General features: G+C 61.5%; 2 protein-coding genes. Both read left to right on the top strand.

The features are described 5' to 3' along the window. Nucleotides 1-2: 2 nt before the first annotated feature. A complete protein-coding gene (locus W02_RS05070) occupies nt 3-7,892 on the top strand; it encodes a non-ribosomal peptide synthetase (protein ID WP_173045409.1) in 7,890 nt (2,629 codons plus the stop codon). Then, nucleotides 7,852-16,899, top strand: coding sequence for a non-ribosomal peptide synthetase (locus tag W02_RS05065; protein ID WP_232068653.1), 9,048 nt, complete (start codon nt 7,852-7,854; stop codon nt 16,897-16,899). The genes W02_RS05070 and W02_RS05065 overlap by 41 nt, the downstream gene beginning before the upstream one ends. Nucleotides 16,900-16,906 lie beyond the last annotated feature (7 nt).

Raw genomic sequence — 16,906 nt, 5'->3', positions numbered from 1 at the left:
GCGTGAAGACGATCGAGCCGCCGCAGACGAAAAAGACCGATGCCGCGAAGAGCCTGGAGGCGATCTATCCGCTGTCTCCGATGCAGGAAGGCATGCTGTTCCACACCCTGATGAATCCGGGGACCGGCATCTATCTCATGCAGAACCGGTACTACGTGGAAGGCCATGTCGATCCCGATGTGTTCCGGCGGGCTTGGGCGCAGGTCATCGCCAGACATCCGATCCTCCGGACCTCGTTCGTCTGGAAAAGCCAGAAGCGTCCGCTCCAGGCGGTTCATAAAGCCGTCGACGTGCCGCTCGACGTGATGGATTGGCGTGGCGAATGCCGTGAACAACAAATCGTCAGGCTCGATGCAATACTGCAGGACGAACTGCACAGCGGATTCGATTTTGCCAAGGCGCCGCTCATGCGGCTGCGCTTGATCAGGCTGACGGACCAAACCTGGCAATTCGTGCACAGCTTTCACCATATTCTTCTGGACGAATGGTGCATTTCCCCTTTGCTCATGGATTTTCTCGCGCATTACGAGGCGTGCGCGGCGGGCCGTGCCTGTGAAGCAGAGGCTCCGCGCCCCTATCGCGATTACATCGCATGGCTGCAGACGAGGGACATGGATGCGGCGGATACGTTTTGGCGGGACTATCTCCTAGATTTTCGCACGCCTACTCCTCTGGCCTACGATCGGGCTCCGGAAGGATTAGCGGATCAGAACGAAGACGCGGCCGACCATTGTCTGCATCTCAGCGCGGCCATGACGGCCAGATTGACGGCGCTGGCACAACAGCATCGGCTGACGCCCAACACCTTCGTGCAAGGGGCTTGGGCGATTCTCCTGAGCGCGTACAGCGGCGAGCGCGATGTGCTGTTCGGCGTGACGGTGGCGGGACGTCCCACGGAACTCATCGGCGTCGAATCGGTCTTGGGATTGTTCATCAATACATTGCCGCTGCGGGTGCCGGTGGCTCAGGACTGTCCCGTCCTCGGGTGGCTGAAAGATCTGCTGGCCGAGAACGTCCGGCTGCGGCAATTCGAGTACACGCCACTCGTGCGGATCCAGCGTTCGAGCGAAATCCCGCGCGGCGAGGCGCTCTTTCACAGTCTCTTCGTCTTCGAGAACGCGCCGGTGGATCCCGCCCTCTGCGAAGGCCGGATCATGTTCCGCGCCGAAGAAGAACAGTATCGGGTTCACACGAACTATCCCATGACGGTTATGGGCTGGCCCGGCAGGGAATTGGGACTGAAGCTGTCGTACGACCGACGCCTCTTCGATTCCGGCACCGTGCTGCGGATGATCGGGCATCTCAAGCGCCTGCTGGAAGGGATCATTGCCAAACCGGACGCCCGGATCGGGGAATTGCCGATGCTGGCGTCCGACGAGACCACAAAACTACTCACGGAATGGAATGCGGAGCCGGCCGCCGGGACGGACGAGAGAAATTTTGCGGCACGCTTCGAAGCACAGGTCTGCCGCACGCCGGACTCAATTGCGGTGAGCTGCGAGGGAGAAGAGCCGCTTCGCTATGCCGAGTTGAACCGGCGTGCGAACCGGATTGCTTCTTCCCTGATTGCGGCCGGTGTTGCACAGGATACCATCGTGGCGGTGCTCGACGAACGCGGAGTGGATCTCGTGACGATGATCCTCGGCATCTTCAAGGCCGGAAGCGCATATCTGCCCCTCGATCCCCGGTATCCCGATTCACGCATGGCGCGAGTGCTGGAACTGAGCGGCGTCCCGGTCGTCGTGACTTCCGGCCGCCTCAAGGCTCAGCTCGAGCGCGTGCTGACCCTTATGCCCGAATCAGTAAGACCGGCAGTCCTCTCGCTTACCGAGGCTATGTCGCAACAGGGCGTCGATGAGAATCCGGAACGGCCAACCCGGCCGGACCAACTCGCCTACATCATTTACACCTCCGGCTCCACCGGCGTGCCAAAGGGTGCGATGGTGACGCAGCGGGGCATGCTCAACAACATGGAAAGCAAGCTGAGCTCACTTCGAATAGGATCGTCCGACGTCCTGGCGCAGACGGCATCGCAATGTTTCGACATTTCCGTCTGGCAGTTGCTGACGGCGCTGCTGTGCGGGGCCAGGACGCACGTCATTCCCGACGATATCGTCCGCGAGCCCGCGCGGCTGCTTCCCCATTTGGAAAACGCCCGCATCAGCCTGTTCGAGGCCGTACCGGCGGTGCTGCAGGCGCTGCTGGATCTGGCGGATGACTCGCCTTCAGCTCCGGAATTGTCCCATCTACGGTGGGTGTTGCCGACCGGAGAGGCGCTCCCGCCTTCCGTCTGCCGCCAGTGGTTCGCGCGCTATCCGGAAATACCGTTGATGAACGCCTATGGGCCGGCGGAATGCGCCGACGACGTCGCGGTTCACGCCATCGATGCGATGCCCGCAAGCGATGTGAACCAGATACCCATCGGACGTCCGATTCAGAATATCAGCCTATACATCGTCAACCGGTTTTTGGCGCTCGTTCCGCCCGGAGTGCCGGGTGAGTTGTGCGTCGGTGGAGTCGGTGTGGGCAGAGGGTACTTACGGGATTGTGTGCGCACGGCGGAATCGTTCGTGCCGAATCCCTTTGGCGGCCAACCGGGAGCGCGCCTCTACCGCACAGGCGACCTTGCCCGCTACCTGAGCGACGGCACGATCGAGTATCTGGGACGTCTGGACCACCAGGTCAAGATCCGCGGCTTTCGCATCGAGCTGGGAGAGATCGAGACTCATGTGGACGCGCATCCATCGGTTCGCGAAGCCGCCGTCATCGTCCGCGAAGACCGGCCGGGAGACAAGCGGCTGGTCGCGTACGTCGCCGGGTACGATCAACAGCTACTGGACATCGCACAGGTAAAGGCGGCGCTGCAAGCGCAGTTGCCTGACTATATGGTGCCGGCGATTTTTGTCACGCTTGAGACACTGCCGCGCACGCCGAACGGGAAAGTGGATCGGGCAGCGCTGCCGGCGCCGGATGCCGAACAACTGGCTGCCGCACGATATGTCCCACCGCGCAGCGCTACGGAAGAATTGCTGGCCGGTATCTGGGCCGACATTCTGGGAGCCGAGCGGGTCGGCGTGGAAGACAACTTCTTTGAGCTCGGCGGCCATTCCCTCCTGGCCACGCAGGTTGTCTCTCGGATCAGAAGCACGTTTCAGATCGACATGCCGCTCCGGACGGCCTTCGAATGTCCAACGGTATCGGCATTGGCGCTCGTGGTCGACGAGATACGGGCGAAGGGAGCCGGAAGGGCCGCTCCTCCGCTGACGGCGACCAATCGAAGCGGACCGGCGCCATTGTCGTTCGCGCAACAGCGGCTGTGGTTTCTCGCTCAACTCGATCCGGAAAGCTGGTTCTACAATTTGTCGTTCGGCGTCCGTATCGAAGGTCATGTCGACGTTCAAGCGCTCAGACGGGCGTTTGAAGCCGTCGTCGGCCGTCACGACATATTGCGGGCGAGGTTCACGACGATCGAGGGACAACTCGTCCAGGTGGTTGTGGAAACGGCGCCGATTCCGTTCGAAACCGTTGCCGTCGGCCGATCAGAAGATGAATCGCTTGAAGCGTGCGAACAAAGGCTGGCTACGGACGAGGCGCAGCAGGCATTCGATTTGGAGCGCGGGGTATTGTGGCGTGCCCGTCTGTTTGAACTCGAAGGCCATCGGGGTGTCTTGCGGCACGTCTTGATCGTGACGTTTCACCATGCCATTGCGGACGGATGGTCCTTGAATTTGTTCTTGTCTGAAATGATCACTGCGTATGTCGAACTGGCGGCCGGCCGTGCCGCCGGTCTGCCGGCACCCGCCCTCCAATATGCCGACTATGCCCGCTGGCAGCGCGATTGGCTCAAGGGAGATGTCCTCGAGCAGCAACTGGACTATTGGAAACAGACATTGGCCGGTGCGCCGGCGCTCTTGTCGCTGCCCACGGATTTTCCGCGTCCCGCGGTGCAAACGTTCCGTGGCGCCCGCCATGCCTTCACCGTGCCTCCTTCACTGACTGCGGAGCTTCAGGTCCTCGGACGGCGTCATGGGGCCACGTTGTTCATGACGTTGCTCGCGGCATTTCAACTTCTTCTGCACCGGTACAGCGGTGAGACCGATCTGTCGATCGGTACTCCCGTGGCGAATCGAACGAGCCTCGAAGTGGAAGAGCTCATCGGATTTTTCGTCAATACGCTGGTCCTCAGAACAAACTTGAGTGGAGACCCGCGTTTTGTCGACTTGCTCGAACGCGTGCGCGAGGTGGTATTGGGAGCTCAAAACCACCAGGACGTGCCGTTCGAACATGTCGTCGACGCGCTGCGTCCGGCGCGCAACTTGAGCCACTCTCCTTTATTCCAAGTCATGTTCGCCTTGCAGACGTTGGGACGCCAAACGCTGGAGGTTCCCGATCTGAAGATCGAAATGCTGGAGATCGATCCGGGCAGCGCGAAGTTCGATCTCTCGCTCGAAATGACGCTCGAACCTGGCGGGTCAGCCGGCGGACCGGTTGGACTGACCGGATTCTTCGAATACAACACGGATCTCTTCGAGCCGGCTACGATCGCGAGAATGGCGCAGCATTTCCAATCTGTGCTGGAGTCCGTCGTGGCCAAGCCGCAGCAATCGCTGGCGGCGGTGGCGGTGCTGGGGCGGGAGGAGCGGGCGGCGGTGGTGGCGGGGTGGAATGCGACGGGGCGGCGGTACGCGGAGCGGGGGGCGGTGCCGGAGCAGATTGCGGCGCAGGCGGCGCGGACGCCGGAGGCGGTGGCCGTGCGGCTGGACGCCGCGACATTGACCTATGCGGAGCTGCTCGCGCAGGCGAACCAAGTGGCGTGGGCCTTGCGGGAACGGGGCGTGGGCCCGGAGATGCTGGTGGGCATCGCGATGGAGCGCTCGCTGGACTTGGTGGTGGGCCTGCTGGGGGTGCTGCAGGCCGGGGCCGCCTACGTGCCGCTGGATCCGAGCTATCCGCCCGAGCGGCTGGCCTACATGCTCGAAGATAGTGCCGTGCCGGTGGTGCTGACGCAGGCCGCGTGGCAAGCCCAGCTGCCGTATACGGGGTTGCTGCTGTGCCTGGATCGCGACCGGGCGCAGTGGGCCGGCTATCCGACGAGTGCGCCGCCGGGGGTATGGGCGGACCAGCAGCTGGCCTACCTGATTTATACGTCGGGGTCCACCGGGCAGCCGAAGGGGGCGGGGAACACGCACGGGGGCTTCCGCAACCGGCTGCAGTGGATGCAGGAGGCCTATGGGCTGACGGCAGCCGACCGGGTACTGCAGAAGACGCCGATCAGCTTCGATGTGTCGGTATGGGAATTCTTCTGGCCCTTGATGGTGGGTGCGGAATTAGTGCTGGCGGCGCCGGGGGAGCACAAGGAGCCGGCGCGGCTGATCGACCGGATTGTGACGCACCAGATCACTACGCTGCACTTCGTGCCGCCGATGCTGCAGGCGTTGGTGGAGACGGCGGGGGTGGAGCGGTGCACGAGCGTGCGGCAGATCGTCTGTAGCGGCGAAACGTTGCCGGCGGCCGTGGTGGCGCGGGCGCAGGCGGTGCTGCCGGGGGCGACCGTGCATAACTTGTACGGGCCGACGGAAGCGGCGATCGACGTCACGGCATGGAGGTGTCCGGTGCCGGCGCCGGCGGTGATTCCGATCGGGCGGCCGATCGCCAACACACAGATCTATGTGCTGGACCGGCACATCCATCCCGTGCCGGTCGGCGTCGCGGGTGAACTCTACATTGGGGGGGAGCAAGTTGGGCGGGGCTATCACGGTAGGCCGGGGCTCACGGCGGAGCGGTTCGTGCCGGATGCGTTGGGTGCGCAGCCGGGGCAGCGGCTGTACCGGACGGGCGATCAAGTGCGGTGGCGGGTCGACGGCACGCTGGAGTATCTGGGGCGGCTCGATCATCAGGTGAAGCTCCGCGGGTTCCGGATCGAGCTGGGCGAGATCGAAGCGGCGCTGTTGGCGCAGCCGGGCATCCGCGAGGCGGTGGTGGTCGTGCGGACGGAGGCGACGGGGACGAAGCGGCTGGTGGGGTATGTGACGGGAGCGGGGGCTGGAGAGACAGCCACCCTCCGGCAGGGCTTGGCGCAGCGCGTACCGGAGTACATGGTGCCGGCGGTCATCATCGCGCTGGAGCAGCTGCCGTTGAGTCCGAACGGGAAGGTGGATCGCAAGGCGCTCCCGGCGCCGGAGGCGGGGCGGGCGACGGCCTCTGAGCCGCCGGCGACGCAGACGGAGGCGCGGCTGGCCGCCATCTGGGCGCAGGTGCTGGGGCTTGTGCAGGTCGGCCGCCACGACAACTTCTTCGAACTCGGCGGCGATTCGATTCTGGTTCTCCAAGTGATCTCACGTGCGCGCGAGGCCGGTCTATCTCTAACTCCTCGTCATGTGTTCCAGCATCAGACCGTGGCCGAACTGTCGCGCATGGTGGACGACAAGCAGGATCAGACTCCACAGGTTGAGGCCGAACAGGGAGCGGTGACAGGAACGACACCGCTGACCCCGGCGCAACGGTGGTTCTTCGAACAAGCCTGGCCGCATCCTCATCATTGGAACCAGTCGATCCTCGTCACTATGCGGGAAGTACCGGAGCGCGCGGTCTTAGAGCCGGCGATCGAACAGGTGCTCGCACAACACGACGGTCTCCGGACCAGGTTCATGACGGCATCGAGCCAAGCCGCAAACATTCTGCCGGCGGAAGACAGCACGCGGGTCCTCAGCTATGTGAATCTGTCCGACGTCCCTGCGGGAGGCGAAGCCGAAGCGGTCGAGCAGACCGCTGAACATTTCCAGTGCAGCCTGCATCTCAGTGAAGGACCGGTCTTCAAGGCGGCCGTCTTCGATTTAGGAAAGGCGCGACCGCCGCGGCTGCTGCTGGTTGCCCATCATCTGGTCATAGACGGCGTCTCATGGAGGATTCTCCTGGAAGACCTGCAAAACGCCTATTTGCAGCAGCACGGTGATCAGATCATCTCGCTTCCGCCCAAAACGACGTCCGTCAAATACTGGGCGGAACGGCTGGAGGCTTTTGCGCAGTCGGACCGACTCAAGGAAGAATTGCATTATTGGACGAGGCCGCAACAGGGACTGTCTCTGCCTCTGCCGGTCGATGATCCGGCCGGCATCAAGGATGAACGACAGGCCCAAGCGGTTTCGTCGTCGTTATCGGAAAAAGATACGACGGCGCTTTTGCGGGAGGTGCCCGCCGCCTATCAGACGCAGATCTCAGACGTGCTGCTCGCAGCGCTGGTTCAGACATTTGCCGAATGGACGGGTCGGGACCATCTGCGCCTCGATCTGGAAGGTCATGGTCGCGAGGAACTGTTTGGCGATGTGGATGTCTCGAGAACGGTTGGCTGGTTCACCAGCATTTTCCCCGTTGTTCTCCGACTGCCGCAGGGGTCCTTGGGAGACGTTCTGAAAGACGTCAAGGAGCAGCTCAGAGATATTCCTTCACGGGGTACGGGCTACGGAGTGCTTCACTACCTGTCGAAGATGCCGGAGGCCGCGGAATTGCGCACACATCCGCCCTCACAGCTCTGCTTCAATTATCTGGGGCAGATCGATCAAGGCACGCCCGCACAATCTTTCTTCTCCCTTTGCCAGGATTCTCCCGGAACAGAACACGCGCCGTCGAATCCGCAGCGGTATGAACTGACCCTCCAAGCCGAGATCGTGGACGGGCGGTTGGGACTGACCTGGGTGTACGGCGGCGAACGGTATCGCCGCACGACGATAGAATCCCTGGCCGCTTCTTATCAACGCAACCTCTGCGCACTGATCGCGCACTGCTCATCGGAGGAAGCCGGGGGGTATACACCTTCGGATTTTCCGGACGTGGCAATCGAGCAAGGTGCATTGGATGCCATTCTGGAAAAAATGGAACAGAGCCATGCAAGATAAACAGCAGCGAGACAAACCTCGAATAGAGGCCATGTATTATTTGTCCCCGCTCCAGCAGGGACTGCTCTTCCACCGGATTACGGACGCCGGCGCCGACCCATATTTCTATCAGTATCGCTATACACTCAAGGGCCCTTTCGACATCGAGGCATTCGAGCGTGCCTGGCAGCAAGTGGTCGACTGCCATGCAGTCCTGCGAACTGCGTTCGCGTGGGAAAACCTGGACAAGGCCGTGCAAGTTGTTCGACGCCATGCCGATGTTCGAATCGAACGGCACGACTGGACGGCGATTCCTGCGTCCGAGCATGTGCAGAAGCTTGACGCTCTCCTGGATCGGGACCGCACGGCCGGTATCGATCTGCTCATGGCGCCGCTCATGCGTCTGCAACTCATACGCGTGCAGGCTGCAGAGTGGATACTGGTGAACAGTCATCACCATTTGATCGTGGATGGCTGGAGTCTGGCCCTGGTGCTCAAAGATTTGCTGACCGCCTATGAAGGGCAACAACGAGGAGCGGCGGTGCAGTTATCTTCTCCGCGCCCCTACCGTGACTACATTGCCTGGCTCAGCAAACGGAACATGAACGAAGCCGAATCGTTCTGGAGAGAGAGCCTGGCGGGATTTCAGAGCCGGACCCCGTTGAGTTTCGATGGGCCGGCTTCGGGAACCATGCCTGAAGCGCGGCCATTCGCCGAGCAATCCAGGAGGATCACGGAAACGCGCACGGCCGCCCTTCATGCGCTGGCGAAGCGACTGCGGCTCACGGTCAATACGATCGTTCAGGGAGCCTGGTCCCTGTTGCTTCATCGGTATAGCGGTTCCACCGACATCCTGTTCGGCGCCACGGTGTCCGGCCGTCCTGCCGAATTGTCCGGATCGGATGAAATGATCGGCCTGTTCATCAACACTCTGCCCGTCCGTGTAGCGATTCGCCAGGAGATGCCGTTGACCGATTGGCTGCGTGATCTGCAAGACCGGAACAGCCGGCTCAGCCAATATGAATGGACGCCGCTTGCCGATATCCAGCGATGGAGTGAGATTCCGAACGGACAACCCCTGTTCGACAGTCTGGTCGTCTTCGAAAGTTACCCGGCCGCGGATCAGGATGGGACATTCCCCGTGACGGTGGAAGCGCTGTCATCCGGATCATCGCGCGACGCGTATGCGCTGACGTCGGGCCGCAACAATTATCCGCTCTCTCTCATGATCGAGCCTGGAATCGATATGCAGTTCATCGTGTCGTATCAGTGCGGACGGTTTGCACACGACGCCATGTCGGACTTGCTCGTCCGTCTGGAAGCGCTGTTGGACAACATCATCGCGTCACCGGAAACGCGGCTGTGCGACCTGCCTCTTGCCACCGATGCGGAACGTAAGCAGCTCCAGGCATGGGAGACCGCCAATCGGGAGTCACTCGGCGAGACGACGTGCATCCACCGGGTAGTCGCCGCGCTTGCGGAGGAAACTCCGGAGGCCATTGCGGTCATCACCGGCAGCGAGCGCCTGACGCGCCGGGAATTGGACCGGCGGGCGAACCGCCTGGCGCAATATCTCCGCGCGCGCGGCGTCGGAGCAGACGAGCCAGTGGCGCTCTGTTTCGAACGCTCGCTGGATTTGGTGATCGCCATCATAGCGGTGCTCAAGGCCGGGGGGGCCTACGTGCCGCTCGATCCCACCTATCCGGTCAATCGGTTGGCGCACATGATCGAGGATAGCGGATCGCGTCTGGTGCTGAGTGACGGCAAGTCTGCCGAGGGATTATCGGCGATGGCCGAAAAGCTGGTTCTGGTGGACCGAGAGGCCGAAGTGATTGCGGAGCTGTCCGATCGCGCGCCTGCGGATACCGCCGGTCCGCAGAATCTTGCCTACATTATTTATACGTCCGGCTCGACCGGCCGGCCGAAGGGTGTCGCCGTGGAGCATCGTCAGGTGGCGGCATACGTGCGCGGAGTGTTGCAGCGTTTGAATGTTCCGGAGGGCGTGGGGATGGCCGCGGTTTCGACCGTCGCGGCGGACCTGGGCAATACCGCTCTATTCGGTGCGCTCTGCTCCCGTCGTCCGCTTCATGTCATATCAGCCGATCACGCGTTCGACCCCGATGCCATGGCTGCCTACATAGATGGACAAGGTGTCGAGGTTCTCAAGATCGTTCCGAGCCATCTGAGCGGCTTGTTGCATGCCGAACATCCGGAAAAGGTGTTGCCGAAGCGCTGCTTGATTTTGGGCGGCGAGGCGGTACGCCGTGATCTGTTGGCGCGTATCAAAGCACTCGCCCCGGACTGTGCCGTCGTCAATCACTATGGACCTACGGAAACGACGGTCGGCGTACTGACGCATCTCTTGAGCAGCGAGAACGGTGGAGAGCGCGACATTCCGATCGGCAGGCCATTGCCGTTTGCACGGGCCTATGTGTTGGATGCGGCGCTGCAATTAGCGCCTGCCGGCGTCCCTGGTGAACTGTATATCGGCGGAGACACCGTTGCGCGCGGGTATTTCGGACAATCAGACAAGACGGCGGAGCGGTTCGTGCCGGATCCCTTCGCGACGGAACCGGGAGCGCGCGCGTACCGCACGGGTGATCGGGCACGGTATCGAGCCGACGGAGCAATAGAATTTCTTGGTCGTGTCGACCACCAGGTCAAGATTCGAGGATTTCGCATCGAGTTGGGAGAAATCGATGCCCGCCTCCGGGCACATCCGGCGGTCGATGAGGCGGTGACGCTCGTTCGCGAGGCGGCGGATGGAACCCGGCAGCTCGTTTCGTATGTGACGGGGAATTCGGAGGTCGATCCACATGCCTTGCGTTCCGATCTAGCCCGCCAGCTTCCGGACTATATGGTGCCGCAGACGATCGTACGGCTGAATGCGTTTCCCCTGACAGTCAACGGCAAACTGGATCGCGCAGCGCTGTCGGAGCCGCCGATGCAGGCATCATTGCCTGAACCTGCGTACGTGGCGCCAAGCACGCCCGCCGAGGAGATTCTCGCGGGAATTTGGAAAGATGTGCTGCAGGTGGAGCGGGTCGGCGTTCACGACAATTTCTTTTCTCTCGGCGGGGATTCCATCAGGACGCTCCAAGTGATTGCGCGAGCAAACCAGAAAGGCGTGAAGCTGACGCCGAAGCAATTATTCGAACATCAGACCGTGGCGTCGGCCGCCGCCACGGCGAGCATGACGAAAACTGCCGAACAGAAATCCCTTCCACCGGCGCCTGCATCAGCGTCCCACGAAGGGGAGGAAAACGGCAGTTCTCCATCCGGCGAGTCTTCTCCCGTTCAGAAGTCGGGCGAAACTCCCGCGCTTCCATTGTATCCGCTGACTGGATTGGAGCCGGCCGAGCTTGCGCCTCTACGGAAGGATTGGGACGGCATCGAAGACTGTTATCCGCTGTCGCCGATGCAAGAAGGCATGCTGTTCCACACGTTGATGCATCCCGGCTCCGGCATCTATCTCATGCAGCAATTCTACATGTGGGACGGCCGCCTCGATCGGGACGCATTCGGCCGCGCCTGGCAGTGCGTCATCGACCGTCATCCGATGCTGCGGACTTCGTTCATGTGGACGGATCTCAAGCGACCGCTCCAGACGGTGCATCGCAACGTCAACGCCGCCGAGGTCATCGAGGATCTCGATTGGACGCATCTGGATGAAGAGCAGCAACGGGTCAAGATGACGGAAGTGATGGGACAGGAATTGGCCGCAGGGCTCGATTTCACCCGAGCGCCGCTGATGCGCATGCGCCTGGTTCGACGCGGGCCGGACCGCTATGCCATCGTGCGGAGTTTTCACCATATTCTGACCGACGACTGGTGCTTCTCCCTGCTGATGATGGACTTCTTGGCATATTACGAAGCCTTCGTCGAAGGCCGGGAGCTGAAACAGGCTGCGCCCGCCCCATACAGAGACTACATTGCCTGGCTGCAACGACAGGATCAGCACGCCGCCGAGCGGTTCTGGCGGAACGAGCTGGCGGGTTTCGCTGCTCCGACCCCGCTCGGTATCGAGCGCGTCGATCCCGATCAATCTGGAGCGGGGGCCTCGGTCGGCGACGTCTTCATGGAGCTGTCGCCGGACGTGTCTGTCCGATTGAAAGAACTGGCGCAGCGGTATCAGATCACGCCGAACACCTTTCTCCAGGGCGCATGGGCTCTGTTGCTGAGCCGTTACAGCGGCGATGAGCAGATTCTTTTCGGCGTCACCGTGGCGGGACGGCCGACGGAATTGCCTGGCATCGAAGGCATTATCGGATTGTTCATCAACACGCTGCCGCTTCGTCTGACCGTTTCTCCGCAGGCGTCGCTGATGGGCTGGCTCAAGCACGTGCTGGCCGAAAATTACCGGATCCGGCAGTACGAATATGCTCCGTTGGTCAGCATTCAACAATGGAGCGAGATTCCACCCGGACAGTCGCTCTTCCGAAGCCTGATGGTCTTTGAGAATGCTCCCAAGGACGCCCGCCTTGGCGAGGAACGGGCCGACAGGACCGTTTCATACGATCAAGATCGTGTTCACACCAATTACCCCATGACCGTGGTCGGGTATCCCGGCGACACGATGGGCGTGCGGTTGTCCTACGATCGCCGCTTGTTCGACCACGCCGCAGTGGAATGCATGGCGGGGCATTTGAAGACGTTGCTCGAAGCCATGGCAGCGAACCCTGAGGCGCCGCTGCATTCATTGCCGATGCTCGGCGACCGCGAAATTCACCGGATGCTCGAAGAGTGGAACCACGAACCGGAGCCTTGGGCGGAGGCACAGTTTCCCGCGCTGTTCGAAGCTCAGGTGGTGAAGACGCCGATGGCCCTGGCGGTTCAATGCGGAGATCAGACGCTCACCTACAACGGTCTGAACCGTGCGGCGAACCGGATCGCCCATTCGCTGCTTGGAGCCGGAATCCGGACGGACAGCATCGTGGCGGTGTTTGATGAGCGAGGGCTCGCCCTGTTGTCGATGATCGTCGGGGCATTGAAGGCCGGTGGCGCCTATCTTCCGCTCGATCCCCATCATCCGCAGGAGCGGCTTGTGGAAGTGCTGGCGAACAGCCGTGCGCAGGTCGTGTTGACCACGGACGTGCATGCCGACCTGATCGCTTCGGTCGTCGCGCGGTTGCCGGAGCAGTCGAGACCGACCGTCTTGACGGTCGAAACCATCGAACGGCAGCGGCCATTCGCCGAAAATCCATCGCTGCCGACGGCGAACTCGGATCAGCTTGCATATGTGATTTATACCTCCGGATCGACCGGCGTTCCCAAGGGCGCGATGGTCCAAAGCCGAGGCATGCTCAACCATCTGCTCAGCAAGATTCCGATGCTGGCGCTTTCGCCGTCCGACGTCATCGGTCAGACGGCGTCGCAATGTTTCGACATTTCGATCTGGCAGTTTCTGACTCCGTTGTTGTGTGGTGCCAGAGTGCAGATCATCCCGGACGAGGTCGTACGCGATCCGCAGCAGCTCCAGGCTGAAGTGGTCGCCAGGAGCGTCACGATCTTGGAAGTCGTGCCGTCGTTGCTTGCCGGAATGCTGGAAAGCGACGGGAAGAAACTGAACGGACTGCGGTGGCTGCTGCCGACAGGCGAGGCGCTTTCACCCGAGCTGTGCCGCAAATGGTTTGCCCGCTATGCGCAGATCCCGCTCATGAACGCGTATGGTCCGGCGGAATGTTCCGACGACGTGGCGATGGCTTGCATGAGGGAGAGTCCGGACGACAGTGAGACACGCGTGTCGATCGGCCGGCCGATAGACCGGGTTCGACTCTACGTGGTCGATCCGCAGCTCAATCTCGTTCCGGCGGGTGTGGCCGGCGAGCTGTGTGTGGGCGGCATCGCAGTCGGTCGCGGGTATCTGCATGATCCCGCAAGAAGCGCCTCGGCATTCGTGCCCGATCCATACGGGCGGGAATCCGGGACGCGGCTCTATCGGACGGGCGATTTGGTCCGATATCGAACGGATGGAACACTGGAATTCATCGGCCGGCGGGATCATCAGGTTAAGCTTCGCGGCTTTCGCATTGAGTTAGGCGAGATCGAGTCGCGGTTGGCGCAGCATCCGGATGTCGAGCGATGCGTCGCGATGGTGGTGGAAATTCAGCCGGGCCGCCGGCAGCTGGCTGTCTATGTCGTCGCCGGACGAGAGCTGACGGCCGACGAACTGCGGCGGTTCCTGAAGCGGACCCTGCCGGACTATATGATTCCACAGGCCGTGATCTTCCTGGACGTCTTGCCGCTCACCCCCAACGGAAAGATTGATCGGAAGGCGCTTCCGAAACCGGAGAACGATCGCACGGTGTCGGAGACTCAAGCGCCTGCCACGCCGACTGAAGATCTCGTGGCCGGCATCTGGGGGGAGATTCTCGGAATGGACCGCGTCGGCCGTGAAGACCAATTTTTCGAACTGGGCGGGCATTCACTGATGGCCACGCAGGTCATGTCACGGGTCCGCGCGTCATTCAAGATCGAACTTCCGCTCCGCAGCCTCTTCGATCATCCGACCGTCGGTGAATTTGCCGCCGCGATCGGCCGGGCCTTGGCAGATGGCGAGCAGTTAGCCGCGCCACCGCTCGTGCCGATGGTGGAATCAGCGCAGGCCCCGTTGTCCTTTGCTCAGCAGCGGATCTGGTTTCTCTCGGAAATGGATCCGGAAAAGGGCAACTACAATCTTCCCTTTGCGCTTCGCCTTGAAGGTGCGCTCGATCGAGACGCCTTGGAGCGAAGTATTCTGGAAGTGATACGTCGCCACAAGACCTTGCGGACGACGTTCCCGTCCTCGGACGGAGCCCCGTTTCAGGCCGTCGTTCCGCCGGAGACCTTCGCCATGACGGACGAGGACTTGTCCGGCTTGCCCGAGCAGGAATGGGGCGAAGCCGTAAGGCATCTGGCCGAAGAGGAGGCCGTCCGCCCATTCAGTTTGGAAGGGGAGCTGCCGATCCGCGCCACTTTGGTCAGGACCGGTATGGAGGAACACGTCCTGCTCGTGACCATCCATCATATTGCGGCCGATGCCTGGTCGCTGGCGCTCTTGACGGAAGAGGTGGCGACGATTTACGCGGGGCTCGACGCAGGTAAAGGGACGGACCTCGCATTGAATGATGCATTGGCCGACCTGCCGGTCCTGCCGGTGCAGTATGCGGATTTCGCCTCCTGGCAGCGGCGCTGGCTGCAGGGCGACGTGCTCGAACGGGAGGTGCACTATTGGAGACAGCGTCTGGGGTCCAACCCTCCACAGCTGGAGTTGCGGACAGACCATCCTCGGCCTGACCGGCGAACGTACCACGGTGGCCGAGTGACGTTTCAGGTGCCGTCTGAGATTGCCGGGCAATTGAAACGGTTGAGCCGGCGTCACGGGGCGACGCTATTCATGACCATGCTGGCGGCGTTCAAAGTGTTCTTGTCCCGCCAGAGTGGACAAACGGATATCCTGGTCGGCACCGACGTAGCCAATCGCAACCGTGCCGAAACCGAACGTCTGATCGGATTCTTCGTCAATCTGCTGCCGCTGCGCACGGACTTGAGCGGTAATCCTTCCTTCGTCTCGCTCCTGGAACGGGTGCGCGACACGGCGCTGGGCGCGTACGCCCACCAGGACGTTCCTTTCGAAAAAATCGTGGAAGCGCTGAAGCTGGTCAGAGACACGAGCCGCAATCCGCTCGTCCAAGTACTGTTGGTCCTGCAGAACGTGCCGCCGCCGGTCTTCCAACTGCCCGGCATGACCGTCGAGGCGCTTGAGTTCCAGCATGACGTTTCGCGATTTGACCTGGGCCTCTTCATGGAGGAAACCAGCGAAGGGTTGGAGGGTGTGTGGAAGTTCAGCCGGGATCTCTTCGAACCTGACACGATCATCCGCATGTCGACGCAATTCGTCACGCTGCTCTCGCACATCGGACGGGCCCCGGAGTCCGGGATAGATTCATTCGACCTACTCACCGAGAAAGAAAAGGAATCACGCGCTATGGAGAGCAAACAACAGAGCGATCTCAAGCTCCAGCGGCTTAGACGCATCAAACCGAAAGCCGTCAATCTGTCGCAACGGACGCTGGTCGCGAGTCGTCTGCTCTCAGATGCGCATCCTCTCCCTTTGATGTTCAGTCCGGCCGTGGATGACGTGGATCTTGCCGGATGGGCTCGCGAAAACAGGTCTCGCTTGCGCGAAGAACTCCTGAAGTACGGAGCGCTCTTATTTCGCGGCTTCGCCATACGAACGGCGGGAGATTTCGAAAGCGTGGCCGAGGCGGTGTGCGACGAACTGTTCGGGGAATACGGAGACTTGCCGCGGGAGAAGAGCGGCCGGCACGTCTATGGCTCGACGCCATACCCGTCCGATAAGGCGATCCTGTTTCACAACGAAAGCTCCCACATGCATCGTTGGCCGCAGAGACAGTTCTTTTTCTGTCAGCAAGCATCGGTGGAAGGCGGTGCGACGCCTCTCGTTGATTGCAGGGCCATGCTGCGGGGGCTCCGTCCGGAAATACGTGACCGGCTGCGCGAGAAGCAGCTCATGTATGTGCGCAATTTCGTGCCGGGGGTCGATGTCCGGTGGCAGGATTTCTTCCGGACGTCCGACAAGTCGGTCGTCGAGGGGTTGTGTGCAGAAAACGGTATGGACTGTCAGTGGCTGGAGCGTGATGTGCTCCGCACCAGGCAGGTCTGCAAGGCCGTGATCGAGCACTCTGTGACCGGGGAATCCGTGTTCTTCAACCAGATTCAACTTCACCATGTGTCATGCCTCGAACCGGCCGTGCGCGAATCGTTGTTGTCGATGCTCGACGAAGATTCCGTCCCGCGCAACGTGTACTACGGAGACGGTTCTCCTATCGACGATGCCATCGTCGATGAAATCGGCGCGCTGTACGAACGAACCGCGGTGCGGTTCCCCTGGCAGGAGGGCGACATCGTGATGTTGGACAACATGCTGGTTGCCCATGCACGCGATCCGTTCGTAGGGCCCAGAAAAATTGTAGTCGCCATGGGTGACATGATCGGCCAGCCCATGGGGCAGTCGATGATGATCTAGCGGAGCA

This window comes from Nitrospira sp. KM1, assembly GCF_011405515.1.
Taxonomy (GTDB): Bacteria; Nitrospirota; Nitrospiria; order Nitrospirales; family Nitrospiraceae; genus Nitrospira_C.
The sequence above is the reverse complement of the archived record's forward strand: the minus strand, read 5'-3'. Positions and strand labels throughout refer to the sequence as shown.